This is a genomic window from Caulobacter sp. GW821-FHT10E02, assembly GCF_059415225.1.
The window spans coordinates 1,091,570-1,110,498 of the sequence record NZ_JBWKMV010000002.1 but is presented as its reverse complement, the minus strand read 5'-3'; the positions used below and the strand labels follow the sequence as shown (position 1 = coordinate 1,110,498).

General features: G+C 68.7%; 20 protein-coding genes. 10 read left to right on the top strand and 10 right to left on the bottom strand.

The genetic code is table 11. The features are described from left to right. Positions 1 to 4 precede the first annotated feature (4 nt). Positions 5 to 1,225, bottom strand: coding sequence for a tryptophan synthase subunit beta (trpB, locus tag AC07NI_RS15110; RefSeq protein ID WP_494620451.1), 1,221 nt, complete (start codon positions 1,223 to 1,225; stop codon positions 5 to 7). Positions 1,226 to 1,240: 15 nt separating this feature from the next. Then, entirely contained in the window at positions 1,241 to 1,882 is a 642-nt protein-coding gene (locus AC07NI_RS15105) for a phosphoribosylanthranilate isomerase (RefSeq protein WP_494620449.1), read from the bottom strand. A 123-nt stretch (positions 1,883 to 2,005) separates the two neighbouring features. On the opposite strand from AC07NI_RS15105, the gene AC07NI_RS15100 reads away from it, so the two are divergent. After that, positions 2,006 to 2,602: a YdeI/OmpD-associated family protein gene (locus AC07NI_RS15100; RefSeq protein ID WP_494620447.1), complete on the top strand. Its 597-nt coding sequence runs from the start codon at positions 2,006 to 2,008 to the stop codon at positions 2,600 to 2,602. Positions 2,603 to 2,744: 142 nt separating this feature from the next. Here AC07NI_RS15100 and AC07NI_RS15095 read toward each other — a convergent pair whose 3' ends face one another. Then, positions 2,745 to 5,030 carry an NADP-dependent malic enzyme gene (locus tag AC07NI_RS15095; RefSeq protein WP_494620446.1) on the bottom strand — a complete coding sequence of 762 codons (2,286 nt, stop codon included), beginning with the start codon at positions 5,028 to 5,030 and terminating at the stop codon, positions 2,745 to 2,747. 249 nt (positions 5,031 to 5,279) lie between these two features. Between AC07NI_RS15095 and dapB the strand changes: the two genes are divergently transcribed. From dapB to AC07NI_RS15070, 5 genes are all read left to right on the top strand, one after another. Next, positions 5,280 to 6,053 carry a 4-hydroxy-tetrahydrodipicolinate reductase gene (gene dapB / locus AC07NI_RS15090; protein WP_494620444.1) on the top strand — a complete coding sequence of 258 codons (774 nt, stop codon included), beginning with the start codon at positions 5,280 to 5,282 and terminating at the stop codon, positions 6,051 to 6,053. A 55-nt stretch (positions 6,054 to 6,108) separates the two neighbouring features. Beyond that, positions 6,109 to 9,345, top strand: coding sequence for an intermembrane phospholipid transport protein YdbH family protein (locus AC07NI_RS15085; RefSeq protein ID WP_494620442.1), 3,237 nt, complete (start codon positions 6,109 to 6,111; stop codon positions 9,343 to 9,345). Positions 9,346 to 9,380: 35 nt separating this feature from the next. Beyond that, positions 9,381 to 9,566, top strand: a complete 186-nt coding sequence (locus tag AC07NI_RS15080) for a YnbE family lipoprotein (RefSeq protein WP_494620440.1) — start codon at positions 9,381 to 9,383, stop codon at positions 9,564 to 9,566. Between the two features lie 14 nt (positions 9,567 to 9,580). Next, the gene (locus AC07NI_RS15075; protein WP_494620438.1) at positions 9,581 to 9,937 is read left to right on the top strand and encodes a YdbL family probable chaperone protein; all 357 of its coding nucleotides are present in this window, start codon (positions 9,581 to 9,583) and stop codon (positions 9,935 to 9,937) included. Between the two features lie 71 nt (positions 9,938 to 10,008). After that, a complete protein-coding gene (locus tag AC07NI_RS15070; protein ID WP_494620436.1) occupies positions 10,009 to 10,881 on the top strand; it encodes an EamA family transporter in 873 nt (290 codons plus the stop codon). Here AC07NI_RS15070 and cysQ read toward each other — a convergent pair. Together cysQ and AC07NI_RS15060 are read right to left on the bottom strand one after the other, a co-directional pair. After that, positions 10,878 to 11,663 carry a 3'(2'),5'-bisphosphate nucleotidase CysQ gene (cysQ, locus tag AC07NI_RS15065; protein WP_494620434.1) on the bottom strand — a complete coding sequence of 262 codons (786 nt, stop codon included), beginning with the start codon at positions 11,661 to 11,663 and terminating at the stop codon, positions 10,878 to 10,880. The two genes, AC07NI_RS15070 and cysQ, sit on opposite strands and share 4 nt — an antisense overlap. A 10-nt stretch (positions 11,664 to 11,673) precedes the next feature. After that, positions 11,674 to 11,865, bottom strand: coding sequence for a DUF3553 domain-containing protein (locus tag AC07NI_RS15060; protein ID WP_494620432.1), 192 nt, complete (start codon positions 11,863 to 11,865; stop codon positions 11,674 to 11,676). Between the two features lie 65 nt (positions 11,866 to 11,930). On the opposite strand from AC07NI_RS15060, the gene chpT reads away from it, so the two are divergent. The 3 genes from chpT (at position 11,931) to AC07NI_RS15045 (ending at position 13,921) form a co-directional block, all read left to right on the top strand. Beyond that, complete coding sequence (gene chpT / locus AC07NI_RS15055) at positions 11,931 to 12,608, top strand: histidine phosphotransferase ChpT (RefSeq protein WP_494620430.1); 678 nt, start codon at positions 11,931 to 11,933, stop codon at positions 12,606 to 12,608. A 105-nt stretch (positions 12,609 to 12,713) separates the two neighbouring features. Continuing rightward, complete coding sequence (locus AC07NI_RS15050) at positions 12,714 to 13,091, top strand: response regulator (protein WP_494620555.1); 378 nt, start codon at positions 12,714 to 12,716, stop codon at positions 13,089 to 13,091. Next, positions 13,088 to 13,921, top strand: coding sequence for a CheR family methyltransferase (locus AC07NI_RS15045; RefSeq protein WP_494620428.1), 834 nt, complete (start codon positions 13,088 to 13,090; stop codon positions 13,919 to 13,921). Before AC07NI_RS15050 ends, AC07NI_RS15045 begins: the two co-directional genes overlap by 4 nt. On the opposite strand, the gene AC07NI_RS15040 is transcribed toward AC07NI_RS15045, so the two are convergent. The 5 genes from AC07NI_RS15040 to nepR form a co-directional block, all read right to left on the bottom strand. After that, positions 13,879 to 14,997 carry a hypothetical protein gene (locus AC07NI_RS15040; RefSeq protein WP_494620426.1) on the bottom strand — a complete coding sequence of 373 codons (1,119 nt, stop codon included), beginning with the start codon at positions 14,995 to 14,997 and terminating at the stop codon, positions 13,879 to 13,881. The two genes, AC07NI_RS15045 and AC07NI_RS15040, sit on opposite strands and share 43 nt — an antisense overlap. Positions 14,998 to 15,170: 173 nt before the next feature. After that, positions 15,171 to 15,305 (bottom strand): entericidin A/B family lipoprotein, encoded by a 135-nt coding sequence (locus tag AC07NI_RS15035; protein WP_099575337.1) that lies wholly within the window; start codon positions 15,303 to 15,305, stop codon positions 15,171 to 15,173. A 92-nt stretch (positions 15,306 to 15,397) separates the two neighbouring features. Continuing rightward, positions 15,398 to 17,092 (bottom strand): sensor histidine kinase PhyK, encoded by a 1,695-nt coding sequence (gene phyK / locus AC07NI_RS15030; protein WP_494620424.1) that lies wholly within the window; start codon positions 17,090 to 17,092, stop codon positions 15,398 to 15,400. Next, positions 17,089 to 17,694, bottom strand: coding sequence for a sigma-70 family RNA polymerase sigma factor (locus AC07NI_RS15025; protein WP_494620422.1), 606 nt, complete (start codon positions 17,692 to 17,694; stop codon positions 17,089 to 17,091). The genes phyK and AC07NI_RS15025 overlap by 4 nt, the downstream gene beginning before the upstream one ends. A gap of 2 nt (positions 17,695 to 17,696) precedes the next feature. Then, on the bottom strand, positions 17,697 to 17,882 hold the full coding sequence (gene nepR / locus AC07NI_RS15020) for an anti-sigma T factor NepR (protein ID WP_199743613.1): 186 nt from the start codon (positions 17,880 to 17,882) through the stop codon (positions 17,697 to 17,699). A gap of 234 nt (positions 17,883 to 18,116) precedes the next feature. Between nepR and phyR the strand changes: the two genes are divergently transcribed. Further along, complete coding sequence (phyR, locus tag AC07NI_RS15015) at positions 18,117 to 18,917, top strand: anti-anti sigma factor/receiver protein PhyR (protein WP_494620420.1); 801 nt, start codon at positions 18,117 to 18,119, stop codon at positions 18,915 to 18,917. The last annotated feature ends 12 nt before the right edge of the window (positions 18,918 to 18,929 follow it).

The following is an 18,929-nucleotide window of genomic DNA, read 5'->3' as shown; positions in this document are numbered from 1 at the left end:
AACTCTAGATCGTCCGCCCGAGGGCGTCGGCCACGGTGAAGATGTCCTTGTCGCCCCGGCCCGACAGGCAGAGCACGATCACGCCGCCCTCGCCGATCTCCTTGGCCAGCTGCGGCAGCTTGGCGATGGCGTGGGCGCTTTCCAGGGCCGGGATGATGCCCTCGAGCTCGGCGCACAGCTGGAAGGCCTTCAGGGCCTCGTCGTCGGTGCAGGTCAGGTACTGGGCGCGGCCGATGTCGTGCAGGAACGAGTGCTCCGGACCGATGCCCGGATAGTCCAGGCCCGCCGAGATCGAGTGGGCGTCCAGGATCTGGCCGTCCTCGTCCTGCAGCAGGTAGGTCTTGTTGCCGTGCAGGACGCCCGGGCGGCCGCCGGTCAGCGACGCGGCGTGCTTGTCGGTCTCCAGGCCGTGGCCCGAGGCCTCGACGCCGTAGATCTTGACGCTCTCGTCGGCCAGGAAAGGATGGAACATGCCGATGGCGTTCGAACCCCCGCCCACGCAGGCGACGACGGCGTCTGGAAGGCGGCCTTCCAGTTCCTGGATCTGCTCGCGAGTTTCGCTGCCGATCACCGCCTGGAAGTCGCGAACCATGGCCGGATAGGGATGCGGACCCGCGGCGGTGCCGATCATGTAGTAGGTGTCGTCGACGTTGGTGACCCAGTCACGCATCGCCTCGTTCATGGCGTCCTTCAGGGTCGCCGCGCCCGAGGTCACCGGTCGCACTTCGGCGCCCAGCAGGTTCATGCGGAAGACGTTGGGCTTTTGCCGGGCGACGTCGACGGCGCCCATATAGACGACGCAGGGCAGGCCGAAGCGGGCCGTGACGGTGGCCGAGGCCACGCCGTGCTGGCCGGCGCCGGTCTCGGCGATGATCCGGGTCTTGCCCATGCGCTGGGCCAGCAGGATCTGGCCCATGCAGTTGTTGATCTTGTGCGCGCCGGTGTGATTCAGCTCTTCGCGCTTGAAATAGATCTTCGCGCCGCCGAGGTGCTTCGAGAGCCGTTCGGCGAAATAGAGCGGCGAGGGCCGGCCCACGTAGTGGGTCAGGTAGCCCTTCAGCTCCTTCTGGAAGCTCGGATCGTTCTTGGCTTCCGTGTAGGCGCGGTCCAGCTCCAACACGAGCGGCATCAGCGTCTCGGCCACATAGAGGCCGCCGTAGTCGCCGAAGCGGCCCTTGGCGTCCGGATAGGCGGACCAGTCGTTAGGCTTTTGGGGGGCGTTCAAAGGCTCATCCAACAGCTACGCGCGTTTGACGGCGTCGAGAAACGCCGTGATCAGAGCGGGGTCCTTTAGGCCCGGACCGCGCTCCACGCCAGAGGAAACGTCGATAATGGGGGTTCCGGAGGTCTTGATGGCCTCGGCCACGTTCCACGGATCGAGCCCCCCGGCCAGGAAATGCGGGCGAGAAAACCGCCGGCCTTCCAGCAGTCCCCAGTCGAACCGTGCGCCGGTGCCGCCGGGCAGGGCGGAACCTTCCACCGGCTTGGCGTCGAACATCAGGTGCTCGGCGACGGTGTCGAAGGCCTTGGCCTGGTCGACATCCGAGGCGCTGGAGACCGAGAAGGCCTTGATGACGCCGACGCCGGCCCGGGCGGCGATCTCGCGGACCCGCGAAGGCGTCTCCTTGCCGTGCACCTGGATCAGGTCGGGTTGCATGGTCGCCATCAGGCGGTCGATCAGGGCGTCGTCGGGATCAACCGTGACGGCGACGGTCTTCACGCCGCGACCGCGCACCGGTTCGATCAGGCGAGCGGCCGTTTCCGGCGCGACATTGCGCGGGCTCTTCTCGAAGAAGACAAAGCCCAGGAACGCCGCCCCGCCATCGAAGGCGGCCTTCACCGTCTCGGGGGTCGATAGTCCGCAGATCTTGGCCGTGGTCATGGTCCGGGGGAGTTACGTGCGGGGAAGCGGGGATGCAAGCCCAGGGATTCTGATGACAGAACCAGGCTCGGGTTGATCCAATAGAGCATCGCCCAGAAAAGAAGACGCTTCCACGAGGTTCCGATGGCCCCGATCCAGGTCGATCCCGCCCATGTCCACGAGTTCATCGACGCCGAGGCCTTCTATGCCTGGCTCTCAAAGAACCACGACAAGGCCCCCGAGGCCTGGATCAAGATCCACAAGGTCGGCTCGGGCTTGCCGTCGATCAACGCCAAGCAGGCGATCGACGTCGTTTTGTGCTGGGGCTGGATCGACGGGGTGAAGAAGAGCTTCGACGAGAAGAGCTTCCTGCAGCGCTACACGCCGCGCGGAAAGAAGAGCATCTGGAGCCAGATCAATGTCGACAATGTCGCCCGCCTGGTCGACGAGGGCCGGATGACGCCGCATGGCCTGCGCGAGGTCGAGGCCGCCAAGGCCGACGGCCGTTGGGACCGCGCCTATGGCAGCGGCCAGGACATGAAGATCGGGGACGACTTCCAGGCGGCGATCGACGCTAGCGAGAAGGCCACGGCGATGCTGCCGACCCTGTCGGCGCAGAACCGCTTCGCCCTGGCGTTCCGGGTGCACAATCTGAAGACGGAGGCGGGGCGGAAGAAGAAGATCGCCGAATTCGTCGCCATGCTGGAACGCGGCGAGACGATCTATCCGCAGAAACGGTAAGGGCCGGCCGGCGTCGCAAGGGGATGACGCCGGCCGGAGGGCTTACGCGTCGGCGTACTGATGCCGACGAGAACAAGATGGGTACGCCATACGGGCCCAAAAGGCCCTGTGACGCCCTGTCGCGGAGGTTGTCCGGCGAAGCTTAGTCGGCTTCGCCGTCCACCGGTTGGTCATAGGCGGCCATCATCGCCATGTTCAGGATCTTGGACACCGAGGCCGACAGCGGCGCGATCTGCACTGACTTCGACAGGCCCAGCAGCACCGGCCCGATCACCGTGGCCCCGCCCAGCGACTGCACCAGCTTGGTGGCGATCGAGGCCGAGTGGATGGCCGGCATGATCAGGATGTTGGCGCTGTCGGTCAGGCGCATGAACGGATAGTTGGCGCGCTTTTCCGGATCGAGCGCCAGTTCGGGCGGCATCTCGCCCTCGTATTCGAACTCGACATCCATCTCGTCGAGCATGGCCACGGCCTCGCGGACCTTCTCCGAGCGCAGACCCATGGGGTTGCCGAAGGTCGAGTAGCTCATGAAGGCCACGCGCGGCTTGAAGCCCAGGCGCTTGACGGCGCGGGCGGCCTCGCAGGCGATCTCGACCAGTTCGTCGGCCTCGGGCAGCTCGGTGACGTTGGTGTCGGCCACGAAGATCGTCCGGCCCTTGGCCAGCACCACCGACATGCCCATGATCCGGCCGCCCGGCGCGGGATCGACGACGCGCAGCACCTCTTCCAGGGCCTGGTCGAAGCTGCGGGTGACGCCGGTGACCATGCCGTCGGCCTCGCCAAGCGTGACCATCGAAGCGGCGAAGCTGTTGCGGTCCTGGTTGATCAGGCGCTGGACATCGCGCTTCAGGTAACCCTGGCGCTGCAGGCGGTGATACAGCGCGTCGACATAGTCGGGATTGCGATCCGACAGGCGCGCGTTGACGATCTCCAGGCCGACGGTCTCGGGATCGAGGCCGACCAGCTTCATGTTCTCGTGCACCAGGTTCTCGCGGCCGCACAGGATGGCCTTGCCGTAGCCGGCCGTCTGGTAGGCGTAGGCGGCGCGGATGACGCTGGGGTCCTCGCCTTCCGCGAACACGATGCGCTTGGGATTGGCCTGCACCGCGCCGGAGATCTTCTGCAGGAAGCCCGCCGTCGGATCGAGGCGCTGGGCCAAGCCCGCGCGATAGGCGTCCATGTCGGCGATCGGCTTGCGGGCCACGCCGGTGTCCATGGCCGCCTGGGCTACGAACGGCGGCACGTACCAGATCAGGCGCGGATCGAAGGCCGAGGGGATGATGTAGTTGGGGCCGAACTTCAGCTGGCGGCCGTGATAGGCGGCGGCCACTTCATCGGGAACGTCCTCGCGCGCCAGCATGGCCAGGGCCTGAGCGCAGGCGATCTTCATCTCGTGATTGACGCGACGGGCGCGCACGTCGAGGGCGCCGCGGAAGATGTAGGGGAAGCCCAGGACGTTGTTGACCTGGTTGGGATAGTCGCTGCGGCCCGTGCCCATGATCGCGTCCTTGCGGATCGCGTGGACTTCTTCCGGCGTAATCTCCGGATCGGGATTGGCCATGGCGAAGATGACCGGGTTAGGGGCCATCGAGGCGATCATCTCGGGCGTGAAGGCGCCCTTGGCCGACAGACCCAACAGCACATCGGCGCCGGCGACGGCTTCAGCCAGGGTGCGCTTGTCGGTCTTGACCGTGTGGGCGCTCTTCCACTGGTTCATGCCCTCGGTGCGGCCCTCGTAGAGCACGCCCTTGGAGTCGACCGCGATGACATTGGCCGGGTGGACGCCCATGGCCTTGATCAGCTCCAGCGAGGCGATGCCCGCAGCCCCGGGGCCGTTCAGCACGACCTTCACGTCCTCCAGCTTCTTGCCGGTGATGTGGCAGGCGTTGATCAGGCCGGCGGCGCAGATGATCGCCGTGCCGTGCTGGTCGTCGTGGAACACCGGGATGTCGAGCAGCTCCTGCAGCTCGGTCTCGATGCGGAAGCACTCGGGGCTCTTGATGTCTTCCAGATTGATGCCGCCGAAGGTGATCCCGATGTTCTTGACCACCGTGATGATCTCGTCGGGGTCCTTGGAGCTGACCAGGATGTCGATGCTGTCGACGTCGCCGAAGCGCTTGAAGAGGACGGCCTTGCCTTCCATCACCGGCTTCGAGGCCAGCGCGCCCAGGTCGCCCAGGCCCAGGATCGCGGTGCCATTGCTGATCACGGCGACCATGTTGCCCTTGGAGGTATATTCGTAGGCCGCGTCCGGATCGGCAGCGATGGCGTGCACGGGAACGGCGACGCCGGGCGAATAGGCCAGCGACAGGTCGCGCTGGGTCGCCATCGGCTTGGTCGGGGTCACCTCCAGCTTGCCGGGCTGGGGGTAACGGTGGAAGGCCAAGGCCTCCTCATCCGTGAAGGTCTTGCGTTCCGCGTCGCTCATCCGGCGTTTCCCATTCCTGCTGCGCAAGTCGAAGAGGGGCGCGCCGATCGATGCGGACACGCCCTTATGTGCGCTCACCGTAGCGACGGGTGCGGAGCGTCACAACCGGGGACGGATGCGAAAATCCCAGCAAACGCTTGTTGGGCTTGGCCTTGCGTCAACCTCGCTGACCTTCGGGAAGTCGGCGCGAGGTTGACCCGAGGGGCCGGAATAGGCGATTTCCGATATCGCTTATTTAGAGGAAGTCCCTTGTCCCAGCCCGTGAAGATCGCGATCGCCGGCGCCAACGGCCGCATGGGCCAGGCCGTGGCCAAGGCTCTGGAAGGCCGCGCGGACGCGACCGTCACCGCGCGCTTCGAGCGTCCGGGCGTCGAGGGCGCTGATCTGCTCTCGCGCGACGAAGCTCTGGCCACGGCGGAAGCGGTGATCGACTTCACCCTGCCGGAAGCTTCGGTGCTGCTGGCCGAGGAGGCCGCCGCCAAGGGCGGGCCAGCCCTGATCATCGGCTCGACGGGCTTCTCGATCGAGCAGCTGGCGCGCATCGACGCCGCCGCGACCAAGATCGCCATCGTCCGCTCGGGCAACTACTCGCTGGGCGTCAACATGCTGATGGGCCTGGTGCGCCAGGCCGCCGCCGCCCTGCCCGCCGAAGACTGGGACATCGAGGTCTACGAGGCCCACCACAAGCGCAAGATCGACGCCCCGTCGGGCACCGCCCTGATGCTGGGCGAAGCCGCCGCCGAGGGTCGCAATGTCGGCCTCGGCCAAGTCGCCGATCGCGGCCGCGACGGCGTCACCGGTCCCCGCAAGGAAGGCGCGATCGGCTTCTCGGTCGTCCGTGGCGGCGGGATCATCGGCGAGCACAGCGTGATCTTCGCCGGCGAAAGCGAGAGCCTGACCCTGTCGCACTCGGCCATCGACCGCGGCCTGTTCGCCCGCGGGGCCATCGCCGCCGCCGTCTGGGTCAAGGGCAAGCCGCCAGGCCTGTACGACATGCAGGACGTGCTCGGTTTTTCACGCTAGGGAGCTAAGCTGAGCCGGGGGGCTTCTTACTAGGATCTGGACTGCCAAGGACCTGATGGCCGACCCCGCGACCGCTCCCGAAACCAGCAAGACGCCCCGCAGGACCTGGGACCGCGCGCGCCTGCTCGATCTCGGCCTGGAAGCCGTGTCGCTGTCGATGCTGGCCTTCATCGCCACGGGCCTGGTCGTCTGGTCGGGCCGCCGCGAGATCAGCCGCGAACTGGCCGAGGCCTGGCTGCGCGATCACGGCATCGAGGCCGCCGTCGAGCTGGACGACCTGGACGCCACCGGCTTCACCGGCAAGGTCCGCCTCGGCTCCCGCGACAACCCCGTCTTCGCCGCCGACCGGCTGGAGGTCGCCTACGATCTCGCCGCGCCCTGGAACGGCCAGAAGTTCGGGATCCAGACCAAGGCCGTGCGTCTGGTCCGCCCGCGCGTGCTGGCCAGTATCGACGACAAGGGCCAGGTCCGCTTCGGCGCCCTGCAACCACTGCTCGACGAATTCCTGAAGTCGCCCAAGCAGCCTACCGGCCCCGGCCCGGCCGTGCTGGTCGAGGATGCGCGGCTCGATCTGATCACCCCCGGCGGCCGCGCCCGGATCACCGGCGACGCCAGCCTGGACGACGGTCAGCTGCTGCGCTTCGACGGCCGGCTGGCGCCGCTGCACTACGCCGTCCGCGACCTGGCCATCGACGCCAAGGGCGCGACGGTCTCGGCCCGCAAGCGCGGCGATCGCCTGACCATCGACATCTCGCTGGCGCTGGAGAGCTTGGAGGCGCAAGGCGCCGACCTGGCCGGGACCACCGCCAAGCTGACCGCCGACCTGCCCTACCCCGACCTGACCAAGATGACCGCCAGCGGTCCGCTCGAAGCGCGCCTCACCCTGCGCGCAGAGGATGGCCGCTTCGGCGACGCCCAGGGCGAAGCGGCGACCGGCGACGTCTCCCTGACCGGCCGCCTCGACGGCGGGCTGGACAGCTTCGCCTTCCTGGGCCGATGCCGCGCGGCTCTGCGTGGCGAGCGACTGTCGGCCCCGTCGCTGGACGCCCGCGACGCCAGCCTGATCCTGGACCTCACCCGTATCGCCGGCGGTCGCCAGGACGGCCGCCTGACCCTGAGGGGCGCGACCAGCGCCGAGCTGCGGGCCGGCGAGGCCGTGGCGGCCGGAACCGCCGTCCGCGCGGTGCGGGCCAAGGCGACCTCGGACAATCTGGGCCTCGTCGCCGACAAGGACGGGACCAGCATCAATGGCCCGCTGAAGATCGAGGCCGGCGCCGATCGCATCGCCGCCGGCGCTCTGGCCCTGGCCTCGGCCCGGCTGAACGCCAGCGGCCGCATCGACCAGGGTACAAAGGGCCTGTTCCTGACCCTGAACGGCTCGGCGGGCGGCCGCAGCGCCATCTCGGGTCCCGACGCCGAGCGTCTGGCGGCCCTGATCCCCAATCCTGACTACGGCAAGCCGCTGAGCCAGGCCCTGCGGACCTTCGAACTGGCCCTGCCCGCCGTCGGCCTGGAGGTCAGCGGCGCCCGCACCAAACTGACTCTGCCTCGCGAGGCCCGCCTGTCCGCGCCCAACGGCGTGACCCTGACCGCCGTCGCGCCCAAGGGGCTGCTGATGGACGCCGGCCCGGACGGCGCGCGCGGGGCGCTGCAAGCCTCGCTGTCCGGCGGCGGCCTGCCCGTCGTGCGGATCGCGGCCAACGACTGGCGCGCCTCGGGCGGGGTCATGGCCTCGCCGCTGACCATCGCGACAGAAGGCTTCGACCTGCCGCCAATCGAGGGGATCACCGGCACCATCGCCGGCCAGGCCCGGATCGCCGGTGGCCGCTTCACCCTGACCATGCCCAAGTGCGCGCCGATCACCGCCAAGGCCTATGCCCTGGGCGATGCGCCGGTCACCGCCATCAAGGGCACCCTCTGCCCGGCCAAGGCTCCGCTGGTCACCGCCGGGGCCAGCGGCTGGAGCGCCGCCGTCCGCTTCCAGGACGCCGAGGGCGAACTGGCCGTGGCCGAGGCCAAGCTCCAAGGCATCAAGGGCGAGGCGACCCTGGGCGGCGCCGGCGGTTTCGACCGCGCCACCGTCCAGGTCACCAGCGCCGCCGTCACCGACGCAGCCCCCGAGCGCCGCTTCAACCCCATCCTCGCCAAGGGTCAGCTGGGCCTCTCGGGCGGCCTGTGGAGCGGGACCTTCCAGGCCACGACGCCGGTGGGCGCGCCGCTGGGCGAAATCCGCCTGCGCCACGTGGTGGCCACCGGCGTCGGCCAGGCCGATATCGACGCCTCGAAACTGGCCTTCGCCAAGGGCGGGCTGCAGCCCGCCGCCCTGTCGCCAATGGCCGCCTTCGCCACCAACGCCCAGGGCCCCGCCAGCTTCACCGGCGTGTTCGCCTGGGACGCCAAGGGCGCGACCAGCCGAGGCCATCTGGTCGCCAACCGCATCGACTTCACCAGCCCTATCGGTTTCGTCGCCACCCTGGACGGGGCCGTCGACTTCGACAGCCTGGCGCCCCTGACCACCGCGCCGGGCCAGACCCTGAAGATCGTCAAGATCGACAGTCTGGTGCCGCTGACGGCCGTGGAGTCGGTGTTCCAGCTGGGCGCGGACGCCCTGCACGTCTCCAAGGCCACGTTCGAGGCCGCCAAGGGCCGAATCTCGATCGAGCCGATCGACGTGCCACTGGCCTTGGACAAGACCATGCGCGGGGCCATCGTCATCGAGCACCTGGACCTGGGAGAGCTGATCGCCGCCTCGTCCCTTGCCGACAAGGTAAAGGTCGTCGCCGTGGTCGATGGCCGCCTGCCCTTCACCTTCGGTCCCGAGGGTCTGCGCTTCCAGGAAGGGAAGATCCACGCCATCCAGCCGGGCCGGATCGAGCTAAACCGCACCGCCCTGACCGGCGTCCAGGCCAGCCCCGCCGATAGCCCCGGCGCGCCGCCGGCCGCGCCCGCTCAGGTGAACGCCATCCAGGACTTCGCCTACCAGGCCATGGAGAACCTGGCCTTCGACCAGCTGGAAGCCGGCGTGAACAGCACCGACAAGGGGCGCTTAGGGATCCTCTTCCACATCAAGGGCGAGCACGATCCGAAGGTCGCCGAGAAGGCGCGCGTGGGCATCCTCGACCTGCTGCGCGGCCGGGCCTTCGACAAGCGCATCGCCCTGCCGGCCAAGACGCCGGTCGACCTGACCCTCGACACGTCGCTGAACTTCGACGAGCTTCTGGCGGCCTGGCGCCGTTCTTTCGCTCCCGAAGAGGAAGCGGCTCAACCTCGTTCAGGCGCCGTTCAACCGTGATCGGTCACCCTGGATACGAACTGGAGACTTCACGCATGAAGACGCGCGCCCTCTTGCTGGCCCTCACCGCGACGGGAGCGCTCGGCGCGGCCGCCTGCACGCCCACCGTCCGCGTGAAGGTCGACCCGATCAACATCTACGCCAAGCTGGACGCCGACGTGCGCGTGCGGCTGGACAAGGAAGTCCAGTCGCTGATCCAGCAAAACCCCAACCTGTTCTAAGAAGGAGAGCCGACATGATCCGCAAGACGATGACGGTTCTGGCCCTGGGCCTGGCGATGACCGCCGCCGGCGCCAATCTGGCCATGGCCCAATCGGCCGCCGCCAAGGCCGCCGTGGACGCCGCCAAGAGCGCCGGCACGGTCGGCGAGCAAGCCGACGGCTATCTCGGCATCGTGGCCGGCGGCGACGCCAGCCTCCGCGCCTCGGTCGCCGAGATCAACACCGGCCGCGCCGCCGCCTACAAGGACATCGCCGCCAAGACTGGCGTGACCCAGGACGCCGCCGGCCAGGCCACCGCCAAACAGCTCTACAGCCGCCTGGCCCCCGGCCAGTTCTGGAAGCCGCTGGATGGCGGCTGGGTGAAGAAGTAGCTGACACTCCCTGTCATCCCGCGCACTCGCGCGGGATGACAGATAGGGGTTCGCGCCCCTAAAAGCGGCCCATGTCCGCCGCGCGTCCGCTTCTCCTGCCCTATGCGGCCCTGATCGGGGCCATCGTCACGCTCTGCGTCGGCACGTCGCTGGCCAAGGGACTGTTCCCGATCGTCGGGGCGCAGGGGACCAGCGCCTATCGGGTCGGGTTCGCGGCTTTGATCCTCGTTCTGGTCTGGCGGCCCTGGAGACATCCGATCTCGCGCGCCGACCTTGGCAAGGTGGCGATGTACGGCGCGGTGATGGGGGTGCTGAATCTCAGCTTCTACATGGCCATCCGCACCGTGCCGCTGGGCGTGGCCGTGGCCATCGAGTTCACCGGGCCGCTGCTGGTCTCGGTCGCCAGTTCGCGCAAGCTGATCCACTTCGTCTGGATCGGCCTGGCGGTGCTGGGCCTTGGCCTGCTGCTGCCGATCGATCCGGACGCCAAGCCGCTGGACCCCGTCGGGGTCGGCTTCGCCTGCGTCGCGGCAGTGATGTGGGCGCTCTACATCATCCTGGGCAAGCGGACGGGGCACCTGCACGCCGGACGTTCGGTGGCGTTGGGCATGGTCACCGCAGCCCTGATCGTGGTGCCGATCGGCTTCGCCTCGGCGGGCATGGCGCTCTTCCAGCCAAAGCTAATCGCACTCGGTTTGGTGGCGGCGGTGATGTCCAGCGCCATCCCCTATTCGCTGGAGATGATCGCCCTGCGCGCCATCCCCAAGCGCAGCTTCGGCGTCATGCTGAGCCTGGAGCCGGCGGCCGGGGCGCTGGCGGGCCTCATCATCCTGCACGAGCACCTGGCCCTGACCCAGTGGCTGGCCATCGCCGCGATCGTCTCGGCCTCGGCGGGCGTGATCCTGACGACGCCGGCCGAGGCCATCCTCGAAGACGCGCCTTAAGCGGCGGGCGCGCCGCGCGCCACGAACCAGCCGTTGCGGAACGCCTGGTCGGCCTTGCCATACAGGAAGGGCGAACCGTCCGGCTGGGTGAAGGTCCCGCCGGCGGCGACCACCACCGCGTGGGCGGCGGCGGTGTCCCACTCCGAGGTCGGGCCATGGCGCGGATAGATGTCGGCCGAGCCCTCGGCGATGCGGCACATCTTGATCGAACTATCCATCGGCGCGCGCAGGTCGAAGCCGTACTGGGCGGCCAGTTCGGCGGCCTTATCCTCGTGCATGGTGTGGCTGACCAGGCCCAGGGCCTTGCCGATCGGCCAGGGACGCACGTGCACGGGCGCATCGACGCCGGTCGAGGTCGTGCGCTTCATCGCGCCCTGCGCCGTCGTGAACCACACCTCGCCCGTGGCCGGGGCGCAGACGGCGCCGGCGACCGGGACGCCGTCCTCGATCAGGCCGATATTGACCGTGAAGTTGGGATCGCCGCGCACGAAGGCCTTGGTGCCGTCCACCGGGTCGACCAAGAAGAAGCGCGAGCCGACGGCGTCCGGCGTGCCGAACTCGCTGGCGTGCTCCTCGGAGATCACCGTCACGTCCGGATAAAGCTCGGCGAGGCGTTCGAGGATCAGGCGCTCGCCGGCGCGGTCGGCCTCGGTGACCGGGCTTTCGTCGGCCTTCTGGGCCACGGCCAGCTCGGTCTTCCAGAACGGCAGGATGATCACCGCGGCTTCCTCGGTGATCTTGGCCAGGGCGCGGCCCCAGTCGGCGAGATTTTCGCTGCTCATTCCTGCCCCCTCACCCCTGGCCTCTGGGGTCGTCGCCGACGAAGTCCAGACGCACGCGCGTGGCGTCGATGGTCTGCTTGCCGGCTTCTTCGAAATTGACGGTCACGCGGTGTCCGATCACGGACTGAACCTGCCCCAGACCCCAATCGGGCTGGCCGGGATGGCGCACGAGGACGCCGGGCTCTAAGAACGGATCGATCACGGGCTTCCCTGTAGAGGGACCAGCCCCGTTTGCCAAAGCCTCAAATCACGGCAGAGTCCGCCGCCATGACCGACATCGTCTCCGACACCCCGGCTCCCGCGTCCCCCGAAACGGACGTCCAGGGCCCCGACTTCGCCGCCATGCTGGCCGCGCGCCTGTGTCACGACTTCATCAGTCCGGCCAGCGCCATCGTCTCGGGCCTGGATCTGCTGGACGATCCGGCCGCCCAGGACATGCGCGAGGACGCCATGGGGCTGATCGCCTCGTCGGCCCGCAAGCTGGCCGATCTGCTGCAGTTCACCCGTGTGGCGTTCGGCGCCTCGGCCTCGGCCGAGAACTTCGACTCCCGCGAGCTGGAGAAGCTGGCCCAGGGCGTGTTCGCCCATGTCCGCCCGACCCTGGACTGGCAGATCGAGCCGCAGGCGATGAACAAGCCGTCGTCGCGCGCGATCCTCAACATCGCCCAGATCGCCGCCAGCGCCCTGCCGGCCGGCGGCGTGGCCACGGTCAAGGGCGTCGCCGCCGACGGCCGCTTCTCGATCATCTCCGACTCGGTCGGTCCCCGCGCCCGCCTGCGTCCCGAGGTGCTGGCCGGCTTGAAGGGTGAGCCCCTAGCCGAGGGTCTGGGCGGTCCGTGGGTCCAGGCGGCCTATCTGAACGCCCTGGTCCGCGCGGCCGGCGGCCAGATCGCCGTCGAGATCGGCGAGGACCGCGCCAGCATCGCTGCCTGGGTCCCCGCATAGGGGTTCCGGCACAAGCTCTGCCACAAAAGTTACATTTGCCGCACCCCGATCCGGGTTGAGGCAAACCGCTCCTTAACCAGACCGCCCCCACGATGGCGGTCTGAACTGGAGCATGCCGTGAAGACCTGTCTGGTGGTCGACGACAGCCGGGTGATCCGCAAGGTCGCCCGCCGGGTCCTCGAGGACATCGGCTTCGAGATCGCCGAGGCCGCCGATGGCATGGAGGCCCTGGCGTGGTGCCGCGCGGCCATGCCCGACGCGGTGCTGCTCGACTGGAACATGCCGGTGATGAACGGCATCGAGTTCCTGCGCCAGCTGCGCAGCGAGCCCGGCGGGACTGAGCCCAAGGTCATCTTCTGCACGGTCGAGAACCGCGCCGAGCACATCCTGGCCGCCCTGGAAGCCGGGGCGGACGAATACATCATGAAGCCGTTCGACGGCGACATCATCGAGGCGAAGTTCGCCGAGGCGGGCCTGCTGTGACGCCTGAGGACATGGACCTGCTGGCGGCCCTGGGCCGCGCCCGCGCCGGCGTGCGGGTCGAGACCGAAAAGCCCTATATCGTGGAAAGCCGCCTCTCGCCGCTGGCGCGGCGCGAAGGCTATGACTCGATCGACGCCCTGATCGCGGCCCTGCGGGCCAAGCGCGAGGACCGGCTGATCTGGGCCGTGGTCGAGGCCCTGTGCCGCAGCGAGACCACCTTCTTCCGCGGCCGCGAGGCCTTCGCCCAGCTGCGCGACGAAGTGCTGCCCGCCCTGTCGCATCGCCGCCCCGAGGCGCCGATCCGCATCTGGAGCGCGGCCTGCGCCACCGGCCAGGAGGTCTATTCCCTGGCCATCGCGGCCAATGAATCGACGGGTCTGGCGACCGGCACCCGGTTCGAGTTCTTCGGCTCCGACCTCTCCGAGCGTAGCCTTGAGAAGGCCCAGGCCGGCATCTACACCCAGTTCGAGGTCCAGCGCGGTCTGCCGATCCGGATGCTGATCAAGTATTTCGAGAACCAGGACGACACCTGGGCGATCTCGCCGCGCATCCGCCAGATCGTGCGCTGGAAGCGGATCAACCTGCTGGCCGACCTGTCAGCCATGGGTCGGTTCGACGTCATCCTGCTGCGCGGCGTGCTGAAGAACATGGACGCCTCGCTGCGCGGCAAGGTCATCCAGGCCCTGGTCAGCCTGCTGCCGGCCGACGGCGTGCTGGCCCTGGATCCGGAAGACGACGTCTCGGAGTTCGACGACGTGCTGACCGCCGCGCCAGGCGGGTCAGGGCTCTATCTGCGTGATCCGTCCGTGCGGGTCGCGGCCGCCGCATAGGCCTTGGCGGGCGCGCGGGTCACCGTCGCCCCGCCCATCAGGCCGCCCAGGGTCTCTCCCAGCTTGGTTATCCCGCCCACCGGCGCCGGCGTCACCGCCGCGAAGGCCGGCGCGAGCTTGCGGAACAGGATCGGCGACGCCTCCGGCCCGACGATCGCGCCGTGCAGGTCCAGCAGGTCCACCACCTCGCGCGCGGCCTTGCGCCACTCGACCGGCGGGGCGATGCCGTGCGGGGCCGGGGCGCGGCAGTCGGAGAAGTCGGGCTTAAGGCCGCTACCCGCCTCGATCGCCGCCTCGACCTGCCGGGCATAGGCCTGGTCACGGGCCAAGCGGTCGACATCGACCACCAGGTCGGCCTCGGGCAGGGCCTTCAGGTACGAGCGCAGCCACACCGCCAGGAAGGCCTGGAACGAGACGCTGGCCGGGGCGCGCTTCAGATGCCGACGCACGGCGGCGATGCGGTCGTCCAGGCTGCCGCCCGCGTCGAAGTCGCGACCCAGCAAGGTCCGCGAGGCTTCGGCGCAGCCGGCCATCTCCGACAGCAGAACATAGTGGCAGAGCTCGAAATAGGTCGGCCGGGGCCGTTTGCGCAGCGAATAGAACGACAGCCACTGCTGCACCGGGTCGCGGATCAGCATGACGTGGAAGCCGCCGAACCGGCGTTTCAGCCAGCCGACCCGGCCCAGGGTCCGGCAGCAGGCCAGCACCGGAACCTCGCCCCGCGCCCGCGCGGCCCCGACCAGCTCCTCGACATAGGCCTGTTGGGCTAGGTCACTGGCCTCGGACTCGATCCAGAAGCGGTCCAGCGCGAAGCCGGGCTCGAAGCGACGCACGCCGCCGGCCGGATCGAGGACGACCTCGAATTCCTTCAGATAGGGCTGAGTCCCGCCCGGATGGCGCAGGCCGCTGTTTTCGGGGGTCTCGACGTCGATCGTCTCGGCGGTCAGCCGCGCCAACTGCTCATGCCAGGGCTCGTAATAGGCGCGTACGCCCGCCAGCGCCCGGAACCGGTGCCAGACATAGGTGCTGGAGCAGCGCCAGCCGCTGTGCACGAAAACGGTGTTGGTATGCGACAAGCGCGGGCAGCCCCCTCGGCAAGGCTACAGCCTGGCTTGCCAATCTTGCAGCGAGATATCGCCCGAACGGCTCAAGGTTGCACCGTCGCAATACTGCGACGCTTTGTGGCCGCAAACGAAAAAGGCCCGCCGGCGGAACCGGCGGGCCTTTCGCTAAGGTCGGGTAGGACGACTTACTTGACGTCCTTGGCCGTGTCGCTGACGGCCTTACCGGCCGACGAGACGTCCTTGCCGGCGCCTTCAACGGTGTTGCAGGCAGCGACCGACAGCGACGCCAGAGCGGCGGCGATAATCACGAGCTTACGCATGGTCTTCTCCGATGTTCGCCCCCGAAGGGATGGGGAAGGGGCGTTGAAACGATTGCCCGGAGAGAACGTGAGCGGCGAAGCTCGGTTCCGGCCTAGGTTGGCGGAATCACCGCCTGCGGCGTCGGGAAGGTCAGACGCACCGTCAGGCCGCGCGGTTCGTGGCTTTCGAACGACACCTTGCCGCGCAGCTGGCGGGCGAAGGCGGTCATCAGGGTGCGGCCGACGCCGCCGCCGACGCTGTCCGGCACGCCCGGACCATCGTCGCTGATCGACAGCTCGGCCTCTTCGCCGCGCACGTGGAAGCCCACCGCCAGCATGCCGCCGTTCGGGCCGAAGGCGTGCTTCTGGGCGTTGGTGATGGCCTCGACGGCGAACAGGGCGATCGGGGCCAGGCGGTCGGGATCGATGACCAGCGGATCGGCATGGACCTCGGTCCGCACCAGCGGCGAGGTGGCCATGTCGTTGGCCAGCAGCTGGGCGGTCAGCTCCTCCAGGAACGGCCGCAGGTCGACGCGCTTGAGGTCCGGCCCCTGGTAGAGGGCGCGGTAAATCTGGGCCAAGGCCGTGATCCGCTGGCGGGTGTCGTTCATCGCCGCCTTGGCGGCCGGATCGGCCAGGGCCCGCTGCTGCATGTTCAGCAGCGAGGTGATGATCTGCAGGTTGTTCTTCACCCGGTGATGGATCTCGCGCATCAGCGCGTCCTTCTCGGCCAGGCTGTCCAGCAGCGAGGCGTCGCGGGTGACGATGGCGCCGGCCATGGCGTCGAGGGTGGCGGCCAGCTCGCGGATCTCGGGCGGGGCGCGCTCGGCCTGCAGCGGCCGGACGGTGAAGCGGCCGCGGGCATAGATGGCCGCCACGCGCTGCAGATAGACGATCCAGCGGATCACCTCGCGCTCGGCGACGATCAGCACCGCGCCCAGGGCCAGGACGAAGGCCAGCAGCGGCAGCAGCAGGCGTGAGATCGGGTTGATCCAGGCCCAGGACACCAGGCCCGGCGCGGGCGCCGACAGCACGACGAAGACGTCGTCATTGACCAGCGGCGCGGCCGAATAGGTGCGCTCGTGATGGGCGGCGTCCTCGTGGCTCCAGATCGCCGCGCCGCTCTTGGCCGCGCGCTGGCGCCAGCCGCGCGGCGGAGTCGAGAAGGCGTGGGGATCGGTGGCCGCGAAGATGGTGCCGTTCGAATCGGCCAGAGCCACCTCGGCCCCATTGGGCATGAAGCGGCTGACCGTGCCGACCTTGAGGTCCTGCAGGTTCAGGACGGCCGCCATCGCACCCTGGAACTTGTCGGGCGTGCCGGCGCGCACGGCGGCCAGCACCGCCGGCTCGTTGGCGTAGACCGCCCCCGGATCGGAAGCCACGACCATGGTCGCGCCGTTGCGCAGCTCCTGGAACCAGGATCGCTCGCCGCGCTGGGTGTCGAACGGCGTGGTGGCCGCCGCGCAGGCCACCCGGCCACGCGAATCGAAGCGGATCAGGTTGGCGTAGCCCGGCAGGCGGGCGCGCACGTCGGCCAGGCGCTGGGCGCACTCCAGCCCGACCGTGCCCGGACCCAAGGTCTGGAGCAGCACGCCTGCGGCCTCGATGCGGGCGCGGGCGTTGGCGGCGCTTTGGCCGGCGGCCAGCTCCAGGCTCTGACGGCGCGAATCGGCCTCCGCCCGGAAGGCGAAGAACGACTGCGCGCCGCCCAGGACAAGCACCGGCAATAGGGCGATGCACAGGGCAAGCGCCAGGCGGACACGGATAGAGGTTACGGCCTGCCCCGCGCGGCCGGCAAAAGTTTTCACCGCAGAGAGCTCAATCGCTCCGCGTCGGCGAGGATCGCATGCATGGCGTCACCCGCCGATGCGCCGTCACGATCATAGGCCCCCGCTTCGAGGATGGCCTGCAACGCCCGGCGGGCGCGGCTGACCCGGCTCTTCACGGTGCCCACGGCGCAGCCGCAGATCTCGGCGGCCTCCTCGTAGGCGAAGCCGCCGGCCCCGACCAGGATCAGGGCTTCGCGCTGTTCGGCCGGCAGCATGCCCAGGCCCAGGCGCAGTTCGTCCAGGGCGACCGGCGCCTCTGGATCATCGACCGCCACCAAGGTCCGCTCGGCGGCCTCCTGGTCCAGCTGGCTCTGACGCCAGCTGCGGCGCTTTTCCGAATAGAACTGGTTGCGCAGGATCATGAAGGTCCAGGCCTTCATGTTCGTGCCAAGCTGGAAGGACGCTCGCGCGTCCCACGCCTTCATCATCGCGTCCTGCGCCAGGTCGTCGGCGGCGGTCGGATCACCAGTCAGGGTGCGGGCGAAGGCGCGCAGATGCGGGATCAGCGTGACCAGCTCGCGTTTGAAAGCGGGATCGCGGACGGGGTCGGGCGGCGAGCGGCCGACTTGCGGTTCGCTCATGCTCAGCGCTCTCCCTTCGGAGGCTCGGCCTTGCGGAGGATTTCGAGGAATTCGTCGGGCACAGCCTCGTTGACGACCTCATCGAACATCTGACGCAGTTTCACACCGATCGCCTGCTGACGCAGACGCGCTTCATCCAGCGCCGCGGCGCTCTTGCGTTTGTCTTCCATGGGTACGTGTTCGATCATGTCCTCGACACCGAAGTGCATATGCATCGGCGTCCGCCCCCTTTGGCCGAATGTCTTTCCGCCAGACGACAACGTGGTTTTCCGTACCGGGTTCCATAAGCTTGGGCATAGGATGTCAAAAATCCGCAAAGGACGGAACCGCTCATTCGAGGGCACGTTATCGACCTTCGACGGAACGGCTCAGCTTTGCCGTTCGTTAGTATGGTTTCCGAAGACACCGCATCGGGAGGGGTCATGAGTCTTCTAGCTCGGCTAGCGCCGCATCTGCCTTACATTCGCCGCTACGCCCGCGCCCTCACCGGCGATCAGTCGACCGGCGATCACTATGTCCGCGTGGCCCTCGAGGCCCTGGCGGCCGGTGAGCGTTCGCTGGACAACGACCTGTCGCCGCGCGTGGCGCTGTATCGCGTGTTCCACGCCATCTGGCTCAGCTCGGGCGCTCAGCTCGAAGCGCGCCGCGACGAAGGCCTGACGGCCGGCGACGACGCCGCCCAGCGCCTGATGCGCATCGCGCCCCGTTCGCGCCAGGCCTTCCTGCTGACCGCGCTCGAAGGTTTCACCCCCACCGAGGCCGCCCAGATCCTGGACTGCGACTTCGGCGAGGTCGAACGCCTGATCGCCGACGCCCAGGCCGAGATCGACGCCGAACTGGCCACGGAAGTCCTCATCATCGAGGACGAACCGGTCATCGCCGCCGACATCGAGGCCCTGGTCAAGGAACTGGGTCACCAGGTCACCGACATCGCCGCCACCCGCGGCGAAGCGCTGGACGCCGTGGCCCGCCGCACCCCGGGCTTGGTCCTGGCCGACATCCAACTGGCCGACGGCAGTTCGGGCATCGACGCGGTCAAGGACATCCTGGGCCGGATGGACGTGCCGGTGATCTTCATCACCGCCTTCCCGGAACGTCTGCTGACCGGCGAGCGCCCGGAACCGACCTTCCTGATCACCAAGCCCTTCCAGCCGGAAACGGTGAAGGCGGCGATCGGCCAGGCGCTGTTCTTCCACCCGCGCCGGACCGCCAAGGCGGCCTGAAGCTAGGTTTTC